Source organism: Staphylococcus sp. FW104-15G4D (assembly GCF_058790135.1).
In genome coordinates this window covers 589589-607770 of sequence record NZ_JBYTCH010000002.1, presented here as the reverse complement: position 1 = coordinate 607770, position 18182 = coordinate 589589, and the positions used below count along the sequence as shown (strand labels likewise).

Below are 18182 nucleotides of genomic sequence, written 5' to 3'. Positions count from 1 at the left end.
GTAAAAGTAACTTCATGCTAGCTTAATGTTCGTATTTTATGATAAGGGTGCCTTTAGGTGTTTGTAAGGTATTTTTAATAGAAAGGAGTATGAAGATGATAAAAGCATGGTTGAGTAAAATATTTGAGTTAATTCCACGCGCTATCGTAAATATTTTCGTTTAAAGCAAGCTTCTAAACTAAAAAATTAAAACTGAGGTGCTAAAAAATGAAAAACAGAAAGAACTCTTACAGTATTCGCAAATTAAGTGTTGGTGCGTCTTCAATCATTGTCGCATCGATGTTATTTATTGGGGGCGGCGCTGCACACGCGGCAGAACAGGATGTACAAGGGAATTCTGAAAGTCATACAGCACAATCACACGGGGCAGATAATGAAAATTTAAGTGAGCCACAAACGAATGATCAAAAAGATAGCCAAACAGTAGAAACTAAGAATGATACTTCATCAGCTATACATAAAGATGAAACACAAAACCAAGCGCAAACAAACACTGCGAACCATCCATCAAACAATGATAATCAATCTAATGAAGACCTAACGACAGATCAATCTACTTCGGAACAGACAGATAAAGATCAATCAAAAGAACAACCAGTTGATAATCAAACTACAGAAGATAAACAATCAAAACAAGATATTAATCAATCAAACTTACAAAAGCAATCACCTGAAAATAATGATGGACAAGAAAGTAAAACTCAACAAGATACAGTCAATAAGCAGGAAAGTGCAGCTGTAACGACACCTGCAAAAGAAAATCAAGATAATAAGCAGCAAAATTTAGATGAAACTGCTAATAAAACAACACAAGAGTCAAGTTCAGAAGTAGCAAAGGTTCGTAATAATGAGGAAACTGCAAAATCTGAAGATACTCAATCAGATAATGAAAAAGAGCAAACAACCTCTGAGGACGTGAAAGATCAAGCATCTTCATATGAAAATACATTAGAGTCTTCTCAAAATAATAAAGCTGATGCAACAACACCTAATAACGACAAAGATAAAACAAATAAAACTCAACCAGAGCAACGTAATCATAAAGTATCAACTTCAACTCAAAATAAAGAATTAAATCGTGAAACAACACAGCAATCTAAAGATAATGAACAACAAAGCGATGTTGCAGAAAAAGAAGCTCCAGTAGAAGCTTTAAATAATGATCAACAGTCAAATTCATCTCAAAAAGATGCAAAAGATAAACAACTTAAAGTAAATGATTTAAAGAATGATAAAGCGACAGACCATTCTTCACCTAGTGACAAAGATGATCAATCTAAAAAAGGATTAAATACGTTAACACGCAATGCGATTGCTACACCTAAAAAGAAATCAGCACAACAATCTGAAACAAAAGTTAAAAAGCAAGGCGATAAATCCTTCCCACAAATTCAATATAAAAACCATGATCCAATCATACTTGTTCATGGCTTCAACGGATATACTGCAGATAATGGTCCAGTACTAGGTCATAACTACTGGGGCGGTAAACGAATTAAACTTACACAAGAGTTAAGAGCTAAAGGTTACAACGTTAGTGAAGCGAGCGTGAGTGCATTCGGCAGTAACTATGATAGAGCCGTGGAATTATATTACTATATTAAAGGCGGTACAGTTGATTACGGTGCTGCACATGCTGCTAAATACGGTCATGATCGTTATGGTAAAACATATGCTGGGGCGTATCGCGATTGGAAGCCTGGTCAAAAAATTCATTTAATTGGTCATAGTATGGGTGGACAAACTGTTCGTTTACTAGAAGAAATGCTTCGAAAAGGTAATCCTGAAGAAGTTAAATATCAAAAGAAACACGGTGGCGACATTTCTCCTTTATATAAAGGTGGCCAAGATAACATGGTTTCTTCAATCACGACATTAGCAGCACCACACAATGGTACTCATGCAGCTGATATCGGCAACGAACCATTTATTCGCCAACTTGCATATGATTACGCTAAATTCCAAGGTAGTAAACATTCAAAAGTTGACGTAGGTTTAAAACAATGGGGTCTTGCTCAAAGAGACGATGAAACGAATGCTGAATATCTAAAACGTGTTAAGAATACTAGTAAGATATGGAAAACGAAAGATAATGCATTCTATGATTTAAGTCGTGAAGGTACAAGTAAGTTAAATCACCATACGTCACTCAATCCAAATATTGTATATAAAACATACAGTGGGGAATCAACAAGACCAGCATTGAATGGTAGACAAAAAGCTGATATTAATATGGGTATGTCCTATATCGTTACAGGCAATGTGATTGGTAAAGTTCCTGAGAAAGAATGGAGAGTGAATGATGGCTTAGTTTCAGTTGTTTCAGCACAACATCCATTTAACCAAGCATACACACCTGCAACGAAAGATATTAAAAAAGGTGTATGGCAAGTAATGCCTGTAAAACATGAATGGGATCACGGTGATTTCGTTGGATCAGATGGTACAGAAGCACGTATTTCAGTAGATGATTTAAGAGCATTCTGGGACAGCATTGCTGAAGAAATTGTTCAAAATGAAAAAGTAACAGAAAAATAACGTTTCAATATATGCACGTCGTTGATATAGAGGACCTTTATCTTCGGCGTGTTTTTTTATGTAAGAAGCTATATGAAGATCGCAATCAAACAACACGATATATTGTGTCTAATTATATTTAATATCTAAAAGACTAAATAAACTAGTCGTAATTAAATTTTAATAAATTATAAATTGAAACGCTTTCATTTTAGGCGTATAATTGCTTTAGTTTTTAAAAAAGGGATGATTTACATGAAAGTGAATAAGTATTTAATATTCATATTGGGAGCATTGGGAGGTTTATTATACGGTTATGACAACGGTGTAATCTCTGGTGCATTACTTTTTATACATAAAGATATACCTCTAAACAGTACGACAGAAGGGATTGTCGTATCATCCATGTTAATTGGTGCTATTATCGGGGCAGGAAGTAGTGGTCCATTAGCCGATAAACTAGGACGTCGTCGTCTTGTAATGTTAATTGCCGTCGTCTTCATTATTGGTGCATTAACACTTGCATTCTCTACAAATCTTGCACTTCTAATTGTGGGACGATTGATTATTGGTTTAGCAGTCGGTGGTTCTATGTCTACAGTACCAGTGTATCTAACTGAAATGGCCCCTACAGAATATCGTGGCTCACTCGGTTCATTAAACCAATTAATGATTACTATTGGTATTTTAGCAGCATATCTTGTGAACTATGCATTCGCTAATATTGAAGGTTGGCGTTGGATGCTTGGTTTAGCAGTTGTACCATCAGTGATTCTACTTATTGGAATTTACTTTATGCCTGAAAGTCCAAGATGGTTACTTGAAAATAGAAGCGAAGAAGCGGCTCGTAAAGTTATGAAGATTACTTATGACGATAGCGAAATTGAAAAAGAGCTTAAAGAAATGAAAGAAATCTCAGCTATTGCTGAATCATCATGGTCAGTAATAAAATCGCCTTGGTTAGGTAGAACACTTATTGTAGGTTGTATCTTTGCGATATTCCAACAATTTATCGGTATTAATGCGGTTATCTTCTATTCTTCATCTATCTTCGCTAAGGCTGGTTTAGGTGAAGCGGCATCTATTTTAGGTTCAGTTGGTATAGGTATAATTAATGTTCTTGTTACAATTGCAGCATTATTTGTAGTTGATAAAATTGACCGTAAGAAATTATTAGTCATTGGTAATATTGGGATGATTGCATCACTTATCATCATGGCAGTATTGATTTGGACAATAGGTATAGCATCGTCAGCGTGGATTATTATCTTATGTTTATCTCTATTTATCGTTTTCTTCGGTATTTCATGGGGACCTGTGTTATGGGTCATGTTACCAGAGCTTTTCCCTATGCGCGCTCGTGGTGCAGCAACTGGTATCTCAGCATTAGTGCTTAATATTGGTACATTAATTGTGTCATTACTATTCCCAATTTTAAGTGATGCGTTAAGTACCGAATGGGTCTTCTTAATCTTCGCTGTAATTGGTATACTTGCAATGCTATTTGTTATTAAATTCTTACCTGAAACACGTGGACGTAGTCTTGAAGAAATTGAACATGATTTACGCGAACGTACAGGCGCTAAAACACATTAAAACATCTAAATTACACTCCGTTTTCAATTTATGATTGAGAACTTGGAGTGTTTTTTTAATTTTAAGTATGCGCGCATAGTTTAATTATTATTAATGAAAAGAACGTTTAATAGTTTTCATGTTCAGGGTAAAAAATGAAAGTTGGAAATATATTGAATGGAGGTGTCTATCTTGAAAAGTGCTCAAGCGCTAGAACGCACTTTAAAGTCATTAGATGGGCAAAAATATGGTGCCTATAAACGTACGAAAGGTGTGTATGAATTCGATCAATTTAGACTTGCTATAGACCATGTACAAGTCGATCCGTTTGCACCACCTTCTAAAATGAGATGTATCGTAGCTAGGGATGAGGCAGGCATACCTGATCAATTATTAGATGACAAATATAAACGTATTGCTGTGAGTGATTTCTTAACGCGAGCAGTGCACAATAAGGTGAGAGAGCTAACAAAAAAGGATAAAAAATCTGGGAAGATACAAATCGATCGCTGTGGACAAGAGATGTTAGAGCGGACCTCTGTGGTGATTAATGATACTGACATTGAAGCGCGTATCGAAGTGGGATTACCTGCAGCAGGTCGTAAAATTCTTGGTAAAGCAGCTGCACATACAATTATCGATACCTTACCAGAAATTGTTGATCAAGCATTACACTATCAACATCTTGACCATTCTAAACTTCAAGATCAAGTCAATCTCATTAAAGATCAGATGTATATTCGAGAAGAATTAGACAAACGCAACCTTGTTTCGTTTGTTGCTAACGGCGCAATCTTACCTCGACAAAGTGGAGTATCTGACCGTCCTATGCACCACGCTATTCAGTTTCAAAGTCCAGAAAAATTTGAGATTCAATTAGACTTGCCTAGTGGAAAATCTATTAAAGGTATGGGCATACCTAAAGGAATTACTTTAATCGTAGGTGGCGGTTATCATGGTAAATCCACATTACTCGAAGCACTTGAGCGTGGTGTATATAATCACATTGACGGAGATGGTAGAGAGTATGTCATCACACAACATGATGCGATGAAGATTCGTGCTGAAGATGGCAGAAGTATTGAGAAAGTCAATATTCAACCATTTATCGATCACTTGCCAGGTAAGAAAGATACTACGGAATTCTCAACAGAAAATGCAAGTGGCAGTACGTCTCAAGCAGCAAATGTGATGGAGGCTTTAGAAGCTCAGACATCGCTTTTACTTATCGATGAAGATACATCTGCGACGAATTTTATGATTCGAGACGGACGTATGCAAAAGTTGATTGCTCGTGAGAAAGAACCGATTACACCATTTTCAAATAAAGTTAAACCATTATACGAGGATTACGATGTCTCAACAATTCTTATTGTTGGTGGCTCAGGAGATTACTTTGATGTGGCTGACCAAGTATTAATGATGGATGAATATCATTTGAAAGATGTGACAGTTGAGGCAAAAGACATCGCACAATCTACAGGATATGAAAGACTTGATATGTCCAACAGTGAATTTGGTAGCATTCCGTCTAGAGTCCCTCTTAAATCTAGCTTCAATAAGAAAGGCAAAGATGGTCGTTTTAAAGCTAAAGGGCTTCATGCAGTTACTTATGGTAAAGAACCTATCCAAATCTCTGGTTTAGAGCAACTTGTCGATGATAGCCAGACTAATAGTTTAGCAGTGATGTTAGATTATCTTAACAACGAATTACTCAATGATAATGATACATTGATTGAAGCAACAGATCGTTTATATCAACGTATTGAAGCAGAAGGTTTAGAAGTTATTTCACATCATCAAGGTCACCCAGGTAATTTAGCCTTACCACGTAAACAAGAGTTGATAGGTACAATTAATAGATATAGAGGATTACACATTCGTAGCGATAAAACTGAATAGAGATAATGATTAAGCGTATTGTTAAATCTCACTTTGTTGAGTAAATTAACAATACGCTTTTTATGGTCCATTATGTATGCTATTTATCGCTCGGTTTTTCGCATCGTTGATTTCACTATTATCTTAAATTAGAAATAAAATTGCGAGTAAAAATTCGAGGAGTATAAAACCTAAAAAAAGGTTACCCATATCCTAAATGAGTAACCTTGATTTCAAAATATTATAAGTTATGTTTATCGATACCTTCAGCAGCTCTAATACCACTAAAGATACAACCACCTAAGAAGGTACCTTCAAGTGCACGATAACCGTGAAGACCACCGCCACCAAAGCCAGATGCTTCACCAGCAGCATATAATCCTTGTATAGGTTCACGTTGTTGGTTGATAGCACGTCCATCTAAATCGGTTTGAATACCACCTAGTGTTTTACGACTAATAATGTTAAGTTTTACTGCAATTAATTTACCACTTTGATTACTTAGGAAAGGTTTAGGTTTTGCAGTTCGTACAATTTTATCTCCTAAAAACTGTCGTGCATTATGAATAAATGCTACTTGAGGGTCTTTACTAAATGAATTGGTAATTTGCAAATCACGTGATTTAATTTCAGCTTTAATATCTTCGTATTTTAAAAGATCATCATCTACGAGTTCATTCATTTTCTTAACGAGCGTGCCTAAATCATCGGCAACCACAAAGTCTTCACCTTTTTCCATAAATGCATTCACTGGTGAAGTCGCTTGTTTGCTTAATCGCTCTTTAATTAACAACTGAATGTCTTTGTTAGTTAAATCTGGATTTTGTTCTGAACCTGATAACACAAACTCTTTTTTAATGATATCTTCAGTCAAAATAAACCATGAATAGTCATATCCTGTTTTCATAATAGTTTCCAACGTGTGTAAAGTATCAAAACCAGGATAATCTGGTGCAGACATACGATGTCCTTCAGCATCAAACCACATTGATGAAGGACCAGGAATGATACGAATCCCATGTTGAGTCCAAATTGGACTATGGTTTTTAACGCCTTCTGTATAATGCCACATACGATCTTTATTAACGATGTTGACGCCTGCATTTTCAGAAATACCAATCAAACGTCCATCAGTAGAGTCTGGCACACCTTGAATCATATGTTCAGGGGCTTGGCCTAGACGTTTAGGCCAATACTTCTTAATTAATTCGATATTTGCCCCAATACCGCCTGATGTAATAACAAGATGTTCGACATCATATGAAAATGTATCAATCACTTGTCGAGAGGAAGGGGTGCCACGTTCAACATCACTATCTTCGAGAATATTCCCAGAGATATGGCGTACTTGATTATCTTCAATGTCGATAGATGTGACTTGATGTCTAGGTAAGAAAGTGACGCGACCTTCTTGCTCTTGTTGAAGGACATAATTACTAAATGGTTCTACAAGTCCAGGGCCTGTTCCCCATGTAATATGGAAACGAGGAACTGAATTACCGTGACCCGATGCTGAAGCGCCACCACGTTCAGCCCAACCTAGAATTGGAGTTAATTTAACGCCCATACGATTTAAGTAGTCTTCCTTTTCATATGTTGCGAATTTAACATAAGCTTTTGCCCATTGTTCAGCCCAATAGTCCTCTCCATCAAGACGGTCAAACTGTGCTGAGCCTAACCAGTCATTGAGTGCTAATTCATAAGAATCTTTGACACCATAACGACGTTGCACTTTTGAATTGACTAAGAATAAGCCTCCGAATGACCAGTATGCTTGGCCACCAATAGCTTGTCTAGGTTCTTGGTCGATTAAAGTCACATGGTATCCCTTCTTAAGAAGTTCCGTTGCAGCTACGAGACCACTTAAACCGGCACCGATGATATGTACAGTTTTAGTCATGAATATACTCCTTTATAAATTTTCAATTTTTATATGTAATATGCACAAGTTAACACATATTTTATCATTAAGTTCCCTTGACGTATAACCTTTATATGAAAATGAACACCACTATTGTGAACTTCATTTTCAAATGAATAAAATAATCCATGTTTATTTCTACAAAAGAAGCAACAATGTATAATAAGAATTAACCAACTAAAGACATCAATGGAGGTGCAAGAATGACACAAATCAACGGAATAGACGAGTGGGTTGAAGTTACAGAATATTTTCGATACATCGAGGACATGATTGAGCGTAATTTCAAACAAAACTATGGTGTTAGTTTAAGAGAGTTCTATGTACTTCATGAATTATATAAAGCGAAAGACAAAAAGTATAAAATTAATGATTTAATAAAAGAAGTGAAATTGAGTCAGAGTGCGATGTCGCGTCTCATAGATCGACTGCGATCTCCGAAGAAAGCATTAATATGTAAGGATATAAGTGATGAAGATCAACGTGCGACGTATATTTATCTTACAGGCAAAGGCAATTCTATTGTTCAACAACTCATGAAAGATTATAGAAAGTTAATTAGCAAAGTCGATATCGAAAGTATTGAACGACAAATACAAAGAGCTAAACGTGCTAATTTATCTTAAGTCATAATAGCGTTAATTATTAAACAAAAGGTGCGACTGTAAATGACATTTAAGTCTGTTCAATTGATGGAAGATTTAGTGAGAAATTTAAATATAAACTTTGAAATATATGCTAATGAAAAATGGAATAAAGAATATGAAGCACTTGATTTGAGTATTAATCATATAAAATGTAAAAGCAGATTAGCTAAGAAAACGAATAAAAAACAGGGATATTTCGTAACATTATGGACTAAAGATTCGATGTCAGTTAATCAACCATTTGAGTATGCTAATTTTCCTGAGAAATTAATAGTAAATGTGATTGATAAGGACAAACTTGGCCAATTTATCTTTCCAAAAGATGAATTATTAAAACGAGAGATATTAAGTAATCATTTTAAGAAAGGTAAAATGGCCTTTAGAGTTTATCCTAGTTGGGTTACACACTTAAATTCTACTGCCCTAAAAACGCAAGCATGGCAGAGTAAATATTTTATAGACTTAACGGAAAACATTGATAAACAGACTATATTAAGGTTATATGTGGAGATATGAATTTAAAATGACTGCTTTTTATCTATTAATATATTTGTTAGTTGGACTAATAAACCAATACCACAAATAAAAATAGATAGATAAACTAGCATGTTTATATTGTGAGTGATAAATAATAATGAACCACATAAAGCTGATCCAATACTACTTCCCAAGTAATTAACTGAGCTATTTAATGCTACTGCAGTCTCACCATAACTTTTATAATTTTTAATAAGTATATGTTGTTGAGGAGCCTGTGTAGCCCAACCCATAGCGCCCCAAAGTAAAAAAGGGAGGCAGCTCGCGATAGGTGTGTGGATTGAGATAGGTAGAAGTATGAAGCTAAATAAAAGAAGTATCATTATACTTAGCACAATTAGGTTAGTAAACTTAAACATATCTATAATAAACCCGATACTAAAGCTTCCTATCAAGCCTCCAATACCCCACAACATCAAATAAGTAGTAAGAGAATAGATACTTTGATAATGTTCAACAATTTTACTTAAATAGGTATATAAACCTAAACTAGCGATTGCTGCACACACTGTAACTGTCATTATTCGAATAATATGAGGATGTATAAATAGCTTAAATCTTTCTTTGATACTTGGTGGAGTCGGGGCAAATATTGCTCTAAAGTGAATAGCTATAAGTACACACGTTAGGGTACTTATTAAGACAATAAATAATAAAGTGACTCTCCAAGAGCTTAAATTTGATATTTGGATACCTAAAGGTACCCCGATGACAGTACCTATACTCAAGCCTCCAACCACAGTCGCAAGAGCTTTCCCTCTATTTTTATTCTCTACTAATTGACTGCCTGTACTAACTGCCATTGGAGAAAAGATGCCTGCACCTAATCCAGCAATTGCTCTTGCCAAGAGATAAATAGGTAAATTAACTGCCAAAGATGTCATGATGTTCGCAAAAATAAAGATGATTAGAGCGAATATAAGTGTTTGCTTAACATTAATTTTAGCTAAAAAGATAGAAAATAATGGCGCAGAAATTGCAAATACAAGTGTAAATATTGTTACACCTTGTCCGATTGCAGTACTTGATTGATTTAAACTTCTACTCATTTCAGGGATTAAGCCTGCGACGATATAAGTATCCATACCTAATGAAAACATTCCCAAGGCTAATATTAGTATTTTCTTCATAATAACCTCCTGTGCAAAACTAAATAGTTTTTAATAATGTAAATTAAGGTTAGTATTTAAATATAAAACTTGGAATAATAAAAGAGTTTCATGGTGTATTAACTAAAAGTTTCAAGGGGATTAATATGGAGACAGATTATATTAGAGATATATTGGAAGTGGCTAAATATAATAGCTTTAACAAAGCATCAGAGGTAATGAATATCAGCACGCCTGCAATACGAAAAAGAGTTACTTCAGTCGAAAATGAATTAAATCAACAAATATTCATAAGAAACAGAAAAGGTGTGTTCTTAACTAAAGAAGGTCAATCAATACTAGAGAAACTAAATAAAATTTATGAAGAAGTTGAAAAAGTAAAAATTAGTAACTCACAGATAAACAAAAGAGACATAAAAGTAGGATTACTTCCGAGTATTAACCCACATAATATTAAAAAAATTGAAGAAACTGAGGATTTGAATTTTCAATATATAATTAATGATAATACAGCTAGCTTGATAGAATCATTAAAAATTAAAGAAATAGATGTAGCTATTGGCGATATCGGTAACATGTCGATAAAGAACTTTTATGCTCAAAAGTTTTATGAAGAAGATTACTTCATAGTCTATTCTGAAAGACGAGAAAAGTTGAATAATTCTTTGTTAAATCTTGGTAATGAAAGAATTTACATTCAAACACCACCATGTGACACACTGCATTTTTTAAACAAAGTTTTAAAAATTAAAGAAGATCTATTAGTTTACAACGATTATTTTGAGACAATTTTAGCCAATGTCTCTGCAAATAAAGGTATAACTCTTTTACCAGAATCATACTTGGATAAGATAAGTGATAACCTTAATTATATAAAGCTTGAAGAATACGTACGTGAAATAGGTCTCATATCATCTAGTGAATCGTTAAACGCGTATGTAAATGAGATATTAAGCAATTAGTTTATACAAAGATTTCAGCGTAAAAGCAAACATTATACAAAAGTTTTAATGAAAATTATATCTATGATAAATGCCTTATTCGGTAAAGTGTAATCTTTCTTTCGCTCAAATTATTCCTTATACTAGATGTGTAATTATGAAAAGGGGTGGAGGATATGGATGTTAGATTTCCTATAGGAGAATTAGAGTTACCGAACAAAGTAACTTTAGTTGATGTGAAACAATGGATGAGTGAAGTAGAAACATATATTGATCAACTAAAAAATGTTGTTGATGACCTATCAGATGAGCAACTAACTAAAAAATATCGAGAAGGTAGTTGGACAGTCAGACAACTTGTACATCATATTGCAGACTCTCAAATGCAATTATTTAGCCGCTTAAAGTTAGCTTTAACTGAGGAACACCCATCAGCACCTGAGTTTGACCAAAATCAGTGGGTGGATTTAGCAGACTCAAGTTTACCTATCGAAATTTCTATACAATTACTAGATGCCCTAAATCAACGTGTTGTTGCTATTGGTGAAAACGTATCAAACTCGGACCTTGAAAGGAAAGTTAATTTAGAGGGAACAGATGACTTAACCGTAGCATTCTTATTGGCTAAATTATCATGGCATGAGCGTCATCATCTAGAACACATTAAAATTGCACTTTCAAATTAAGACAGAGGGTTGTCTAATAATATAACGAGAGTCAAAAGGATGGGACAATATTGTCTTATCCTTATTACAATGATGTATTAATATTACTCTTGTTTAGACGCACTTTGAACAAACCTTTCATCTATGAAAGAAACTAACTGCAAAATGTAAGATTAGGTAAATGCACGAAATTTTTCAGCCTCCTATCATAAAGATAAGGAGGTTATGTTATGGATAAGAAGCGTATAGTTGAGTTAGATATTATTCGAGGCATAGCGATTTCAGTCGTTCTTTTTGCAAATGTTTCAGAAGTATTGCCCATTTTCGAAGATGAAAAGAAACCTCATTTTACAAGTCTAGATTATATGATTAAACAATTTTTCTCACTATTTATAGATGGACGTTTTATTATGTTGTTTACTTTATTATTTGGTATCGGAATGGGCATATTTATGAATAATGCGCGTAAAAAATCACTTTCACCGTTAAAGCTGATGTTTAGACGTTTACTCTTTCTATTTGTTGTAGGTATCTTTGGTATGATTTTATCATTACCATACGCAGAATATGCAATATGTGGCGCTGTCATCATGTGGTTATTCTTGTTACCTCAAGCACGCTATAATTTATGGATTTCAATTCTTACACTATTAAGCATCAATATCATGACATTTGTAGATACGAATTCCAACTTATATTTAATTGATGCAATGGCAGTGATGCTATTTGGGATGTACATGTCACAAAGTGGTATGATTTATAGATTTAAGCACCATCGTAAGTTTTTCTTAAATACATTCCTTATTTGCTTAGCAGCTATTATTGTTTTAATCGGAATAAAGTATATTGGTTCTAATTTATCATGGATGAATATAGAAGACTTAGTCACACCATTCCAAACGCTCATTTACTTCATAATACTATTATTCATTACTGATAAAGAGAGTGTTCAACGTCTTTTAGTACCTTTTGAAAAGTTAGGTAAAACAGCGTTTACGAATTTTATGGCTCAAATGTTATTACTATATTTCTTTATAAGATTTGTGTTCCCATATAATCATCCAACACCAATTCAATCAATCTGTATTGCGCTACCTATCCTCATAATAAGTATGTTAGTGACACATTGGTGGCTTAAACGTTATCGTCAAGGCCCTCTTGAAGCGTTGTGGCGTAAATGGACCTATAAAAATGTACCTAAGAAAGTAAAAAGTCGCTAAAAAAACTAATTCATACAGTCCCTATGAAGAATAGTGTTTCATAAACCTTTCAATGTGTAATAGGTTAATTAATAAGAGAATTAAGGGGGAATAAAAATGACTGAAGAAAAAGGTTGCGTGAAGTGTGGTCATACGGAAATAGAAGAAGGAACACTATCTGCTACAGGATCAGGTTTATCGAAAATGTTTGATGTTCAGCACAATAACTTTAAAACAATCACATGTACGAATTGTGGTTATACCGAGTTTTACAAAGAAAGTGCTAACCGTGCAAGTGACTTCATAGACTTATTCTTTGGGGGATAATCATTTTTTTGAATCCAAATCTCATGCGTTATTAATTAAAATTCATTTTTTACCAAATATCTTTAAACAGATTTGTATCATTCATAGTAAAGAATTAGTAAACTAAATAAGCATACTATAAAATGAGCTGAAATAACGCTCATTTTTTATTTTACATAAAGTGAGGGGGCTTCTAATGACATCTGAGTATAAAAAGGGAATATTTTTTGCGTTAGGTGCTTACGTTTTATGGGGGATACTCCCTATTTATTGGGAACTTATAGATCATATTGGTGCATTTGAAATTCTTGCTTTTAGAATTATTTTCTCAATGATATTTATGATTCTTCTGCTTGTAGTAGGGCGCAAACAACGAGAGGCGTTCCTTAGAGATGTGAATCAATTATTTACACATCCTGTACAACTTGTAGCAATTATTGTAGCGGGATATGTAATCACGATAAATTGGGGAACTTTTATTTGGGCAGTAACAAATGGGCATGTACTTCAATCAAGTTTAGGTTATTATATTAATCCACTTGTCAGTATCGTGCTAGCGCTCATTTTCTTAAAAGAGAGATTTAACAAATTTGAATGGTTAGCCATCATCTTTGCATTAATCGGTGTACTCTATATGACTATTAAAATAGGGGAATTTCCATTCGTATCTATCATGCTCGCCTTATCATTTGGTTTGTATGGACTCCTTAAAAAGATTGTACATATCGATGCGATTAGCAGTATAGCGATAGAATGTATTGTCACTGCGCCAGCGGGAATAATTTATGTTATCTACTTATGGCAACAACATCACATGACGTTTGGATTTAATATGTCGTCATTTTGGCTTGTCTTCTCAGGGGCAGTAACAGCAATCCCACTAATATTGTTCTCAGCAGGAGCGAAACGTATACCATTATCACTTACAGGTTTTATTCAGTATGTAGGACCAACAATTATGTTTATTCTCGGCATTTTCGTCTTTAAAGAAAAGTTTGATGTCCATCAATTAATTACATTTATATTTATATGGATTGGAATTATTCTATATAGTATTTCGCAATATATGAATATTAAGAGAAATCCAATTGCGAAATAAACGCTTCGTTAAAAAGTATATTAAATAAGAAAAGAATCGCTCATTTGAGCGATTCTTTTTTATCATGTTCAAAAATTACATCATTCCAATTAATTTCATCCATAATGAACCTAATCCAATCCAAATAATAAAGTAAACGATACCGAGTACAAGGTTCATAAGCCACCAACGTTTCTGTGATACATAGCCAGAAGCATAAAGAATTGGTGCTGGACCACTACTATAGTGCGTAGTTGAGGCTAGTAAATTACCGAAGAAACCTAACATCAATGCACTGAATAACTGTGGCGCACCAGCTGCTACTGCAACGCCAAGTAACGCGGCATACATGGCACTGACATGTGCAGTTGCACTCGCAAATAAATAGTGTGAGTAGAAGAAAAATAGAATGAGTAAAACTAACACGATTGGCCAACTAAAGCCACCTAAACTATGTGCGATGAGTTTACTTAACCAAGGAATAAATCCTAATTTATTTAATTGATCTGCCATTAATACGAGTACCGAGAACCAAACAAGTGTATTCCAGGCACCTGTTTCATTTAATATATCTTTCCAATTTAATACGCCTGTAAGTAAGAGAAGAGATAACGCGATAAAGGCTGTTAACGTCGCATCAATATTGATAAAGCTACCAGTTATCCAAAGTATTAACGCTACGATAAAAATCCCAATCATAAATTTCTCAGCTAATGAAATTTTGCCCATTTCTTCTAATTGATCAGTAGCCCACTTTTTAGCGTTAGGTGTTTCTTTAACAGTTGGAGGGTACATTTTATAAATAATGAATGGGACAACTATTAGTGAAATAAGACCAGGAACGATAGCTGCAACAAACCAATTCATCCAGGTAATATGAACATGAGCGGTCTTCTCAGCTAAACTTTGAGCGATAGGGTTACCTGCCATTGCAGTTAAGAACATAGCTGCCGTAATAAGGTTACCTTGGAACTCTGTAAATATTAAAAATGCACCCATCTTTCTCTCAGTGCCGTCTTTAGGTGTTGAACCAAATGATTCTGAGAGAGATTTAATGATAGGGAACATTATTCCACCTGCACGAGCAGTGTTACTAGGTGTTGCTGGTGCTAAAATTAAATCTACACCTACAAGGGAATAAGCAAGACCTAGCGTCTTCTTACCAAATAATTTTACGAATTGAAGCGCAATACGTCGGCCGAGTCCTGTTTTAACAAACCCTCTTGAAATGAAAAAGGCCATAGCGATAAGCCAGATACTACTATTACCAAAACCTTCAACAGCTGATTTTGTATCCATGATGCCAACGAGTACCATAATCGTAAAGCCAATGATAGATACAGCACCGATTGTCATAGGTTGCGTGATACATGCGATAATTGTAGCCACAAAAATTGCAAACATATACCAAGCTTGGTCATTTAAAGCATCAGGTTTAAAAGGGGTGAGTGCCCAAATAATCAATCCTACAACAATTGGAAGTATGAATTTACGATATTTAACCGTATTCTCCATCGTCACTTTCCTTCTTTCTATCTCAAATTAAACTTTTTACATTTCAATCATAGTCTTCTGTAAATGAGATGTACAGACCTAAAAGAATATTAATGAGAAAGATTATCAATAAAATCACTATACTTGTGAAAATCAAAAAATCCGATAGCTTAATTATTTAGCTATCGGATGAATACCATTATTGTTCAGCTTTTAAAACACGAGTCATTTCTTCAATTTTACCTGCATGTAATGGGATGTGTAATGCATTAAGCACTAAAAGTTCTTCTAATGTTTTACAACCTGCGATAGGCTGGTCAATTTCTTTTTTGAGCTCTTTATCAGTTAAATGTGTAGCTCTTTCAGGTAACGTTTTAATGTCATTTAAAATGCTTTCGATTGAAGGAACTTCATCATATCCCCAATCTGATGGCTTAGTTCCAGTTCCGAACAATTTACTATATTTATCAACATCAATAACTTCTTGATTACCCATTGCGAGTGCTTCTTCAAACACAGTTAGTACGTGACCATATTGCCAATGTAGTGTATTTGGGAAGACACTGTCATCTTTATCTAATACTTTCATAACATCCCATTTATCATAAACATCTCTAATATAACTTACACCAAAGTCTATAACGTCATAAACAGTTTTAGTCATTTTATACACCCTTTCAAGTGATTTCTAAAAAAATTGCTTGCAACATGTATCTACCCGCTTTTAAAAATGACTACGCATATAATAACGAAGCTATTTGAATTCATATGTAGACTTTGTTTATTATAAAAGTAAACAAAAGGAATATAGGTGAAATGATGTATAAATACTTTAAGAGAAATCGTTTCTCAACGAAAAGTTCTGATATTAAAGATGATTCTGGAAAAATAGTCGGTACCATTCAGAAAAAATTTAATAATATTTTTCAACGGTTGGTTAGTTTTTTTACATTAGGTTTTAAATTTAATCGATTCGTAATTTATGATCATAATGGTGATGTAAAAGCGAGTGTCAAAGTAAAAACGATAATGGCGCAAAAGCGTTTTGATGTTACATATGTTTCAAATAACGGGGAATCACAAGTTTTATTTGATAAGCAAAGTAATGGTCGTGGAGAAACTTATGGAATATTGAAATTTGATGGTAGAATCCTCAATATTCATTCAGACGTGAATAAATATACAGTGATAAAAGATTCTAAACAAGATAAAGAAATCGCAAGTTGGAAACAAAATGGTGACTATGCATATGTTGAGGGGAAAAGTGAGTTATATGAAAAGAATCATTTATTATTTATATTAATTTTGCATTCTTTCGCGAATGTTCATGTATCGCACAGTATTCTGAATCCATTTAATCCAGATACTACTGGCTCCCCAATTATATAGGATGGGTGAAAATTAGTACCATGAGTAGTTTGATTTTGGTGGGGGCTTAGCCTATTCAGGCTTGGTTGTAGAGTGGAACGTACCTACCGCTTAAAGATAATCTAAAATGTAAATAGCGATGAAGGCCATCATAAAAATAGGCATTCATCGCTTATTTTAATATCATAAATACAATTAGTGCGTCTCACCCATAGCAACTTTAATATCTTCTTCTCGTGATATCGCCTTGATAGCAGAGGTTAATCCTTTCGTGATTGTATCGATAGACATTGATGGTTTCTCAGGTTTATCAGTAACTTGTTCTGGAATGTAAGGTACATGAATAAAACCAAACAGTAAGTCTGGATAAGACATATCTGCTAAATAACCTAGTTGATATAATATATGATTACATACAAACGTACCCGCAGTATTTGATAATCTGGCAGGTACTCCTGCTCTTTTAATAGCTTCTACCATTTTTTTAACAGGTAAATTTGAGAAATAAGCCGGCGCGCCGTCTTCTTTTATTACTTTATCAATAGGTTGGTTGCCTTTATTATCTGGAATACGAGCATCATCAATGTTTATCCCTACGCGCTCAGGTGTAATTTCGAAACGACCTCCAGCTTGACCAATTGCTAGAACAACGTCATAAGTGTCTTCTTTTAACGCTTTACAGATTACGTTTTTAGATTCATGAAAGACGGTGGGAATTTCTAATTTAGTGATGACATGTTCGCCGATGTGCGTATCAAGACGATGTACGGCTTCTAAAGCAGGATTTGTGGATTCGCCATCAAATGCATCAAACGCAGTTACTAATATTTTCAAACTCAACGCCTCACTCTCAAATTCAATCATTTAGTTCCATTTTAAAATGATTTTTCACATAAAAACAACTCCGCTACACCTATGTAAGGATAGCGAAGTTGGCATATAAA

Annotated in this window: 16 protein-coding genes; 11 read left to right on the top strand and 5 right to left on the bottom strand. The window is 34.3% G+C overall.

What is annotated here, in order from left to right:
- The first annotated feature begins 207 nt into the window (after nucleotides 1–207).
- The 3 genes from lip (at nucleotide 208) to AC3WQX_RS09225 (ending at nucleotide 5994) form a co-directional block, all read left to right on the top strand.
- Nucleotides 208–2538, top strand: a complete 2331-nt coding sequence (gene lip, locus AC3WQX_RS09235; protein ID WP_492740073.1) for a YSIRK-targeted triacylglycerol lipase — start codon at nucleotides 208–210, stop codon at nucleotides 2536–2538.
- Between the two features lie 234 nt (nucleotides 2539–2772).
- Nucleotides 2773–4113 carry a glucose transporter GlcP gene (gene glcP / locus AC3WQX_RS09230; protein ID WP_002434924.1) on the top strand — a complete coding sequence of 447 codons (1341 nt, stop codon included), beginning with the start codon at nucleotides 2773–2775 and terminating at the stop codon, nucleotides 4111–4113.
- A gap of 171 nt (nucleotides 4114–4284) precedes the next feature.
- The gene (locus AC3WQX_RS09225) at nucleotides 4285–5994 is read left to right on the top strand and encodes an ABC-ATPase domain-containing protein (RefSeq protein ID WP_037550720.1); all 1710 of its coding nucleotides are present in this window, start codon (nucleotides 4285–4287) and stop codon (nucleotides 5992–5994) included.
- A 220-nt stretch (nucleotides 5995–6214) separates the two neighbouring features.
- Here AC3WQX_RS09225 and AC3WQX_RS09220 read toward each other — a convergent pair whose 3' ends face one another.
- On the bottom strand, nucleotides 6215–7873 hold the full coding sequence (locus AC3WQX_RS09220) for an FAD-binding dehydrogenase (protein WP_049326423.1): 1659 nt from the start codon (nucleotides 7871–7873) through the stop codon (nucleotides 6215–6217).
- A gap of 224 nt (nucleotides 7874–8097) precedes the next feature.
- On the opposite strand from AC3WQX_RS09220, the gene AC3WQX_RS09215 reads away from it, so the two are divergent.
- Nucleotides 8098–8520, top strand: coding sequence for a MarR family winged helix-turn-helix transcriptional regulator (locus tag AC3WQX_RS09215; RefSeq protein ID WP_030058836.1), 423 nt, complete (start codon nucleotides 8098–8100; stop codon nucleotides 8518–8520).
- Nucleotides 8521–8562: 42 nt separating this feature from the next.
- On the top strand, nucleotides 8563–9057 hold the full coding sequence (locus AC3WQX_RS09210) for a MepB family protein (protein WP_492740072.1): 495 nt from the start codon (nucleotides 8563–8565) through the stop codon (nucleotides 9055–9057).
- A 2-nt stretch (nucleotides 9058–9059) separates the two neighbouring features.
- Here the strand turns inward: AC3WQX_RS09210 and AC3WQX_RS09205 are convergent, their stop codons facing one another.
- Nucleotides 9060–10208 carry an MFS transporter gene (locus tag AC3WQX_RS09205; protein ID WP_037550714.1) on the bottom strand — a complete coding sequence of 383 codons (1149 nt, stop codon included), beginning with the start codon at nucleotides 10206–10208 and terminating at the stop codon, nucleotides 9060–9062.
- Between the two features lie 125 nt (nucleotides 10209–10333).
- Between AC3WQX_RS09205 and AC3WQX_RS09200 the strand changes: the two genes are divergently transcribed.
- The 5 genes from AC3WQX_RS09200 to rarD all read left to right on the top strand — a co-directional run bounded on the left by AC3WQX_RS09200 (nucleotide 10334) and on the right by rarD (nucleotide 14397).
- Nucleotides 10334–11149 carry a LysR family transcriptional regulator gene (locus AC3WQX_RS09200; RefSeq protein ID WP_492740071.1) on the top strand — a complete coding sequence of 272 codons (816 nt, stop codon included), beginning with the start codon at nucleotides 10334–10336 and terminating at the stop codon, nucleotides 11147–11149.
- 155 nt (nucleotides 11150–11304) lie between these two features.
- A complete protein-coding gene (locus AC3WQX_RS09195; RefSeq protein ID WP_030058842.1) occupies nucleotides 11305–11814 on the top strand; it encodes a YfiT family bacillithiol transferase in 510 nt (169 codons plus the stop codon).
- Between the two features lie 209 nt (nucleotides 11815–12023).
- Nucleotides 12024–13013 carry a DUF418 domain-containing protein gene (locus tag AC3WQX_RS09190; protein WP_030058843.1) on the top strand — a complete coding sequence of 330 codons (990 nt, stop codon included), beginning with the start codon at nucleotides 12024–12026 and terminating at the stop codon, nucleotides 13011–13013.
- Between the two features lie 96 nt (nucleotides 13014–13109).
- The gene (locus tag AC3WQX_RS09185) at nucleotides 13110–13319 is read left to right on the top strand and encodes a zinc ribbon domain-containing protein (protein ID WP_002434976.1); all 210 of its coding nucleotides are present in this window, start codon (nucleotides 13110–13112) and stop codon (nucleotides 13317–13319) included.
- A gap of 175 nt (nucleotides 13320–13494) precedes the next feature.
- Nucleotides 13495–14397 (top strand): EamA family transporter RarD, encoded by a 903-nt coding sequence (gene rarD / locus AC3WQX_RS09180; protein WP_030058846.1) that lies wholly within the window; start codon nucleotides 13495–13497, stop codon nucleotides 14395–14397.
- Nucleotides 14398–14472: 75 nt separating this feature from the next.
- Here rarD and AC3WQX_RS09175 read toward each other — a convergent pair whose 3' ends face one another.
- Together AC3WQX_RS09175 and AC3WQX_RS09170 are read right to left on the bottom strand one after the other, a co-directional pair.
- Nucleotides 14473–15891 carry an anion permease gene (locus AC3WQX_RS09175; RefSeq protein ID WP_037550712.1) on the bottom strand — a complete coding sequence of 473 codons (1419 nt, stop codon included), beginning with the start codon at nucleotides 15889–15891 and terminating at the stop codon, nucleotides 14473–14475.
- Between the two features lie 178 nt (nucleotides 15892–16069).
- Nucleotides 16070–16534 (bottom strand): bacillithiol transferase BstA, encoded by a 465-nt coding sequence (locus tag AC3WQX_RS09170; protein ID WP_030058850.1) that lies wholly within the window; start codon nucleotides 16532–16534, stop codon nucleotides 16070–16072.
- A gap of 155 nt (nucleotides 16535–16689) precedes the next feature.
- Between AC3WQX_RS09170 and AC3WQX_RS09165 the strand changes: the two genes are divergently transcribed.
- On the top strand, nucleotides 16690–17259 hold the full coding sequence (locus AC3WQX_RS09165; RefSeq protein ID WP_030058852.1) for a tubby C-terminal domain-like protein: 570 nt from the start codon (nucleotides 16690–16692) through the stop codon (nucleotides 17257–17259).
- A 174-nt stretch (nucleotides 17260–17433) separates the two neighbouring features.
- Here the strand turns inward: AC3WQX_RS09165 and pcp are convergent, their stop codons facing one another.
- Nucleotides 17434–18072: a pyroglutamyl-peptidase I gene (gene pcp, locus AC3WQX_RS09160; RefSeq protein WP_030058854.1), complete on the bottom strand. Its 639-nt coding sequence runs from the start codon at nucleotides 18070–18072 to the stop codon at nucleotides 17434–17436.
- Between the last annotated feature and the right edge of the window lie 110 nt (nucleotides 18073–18182).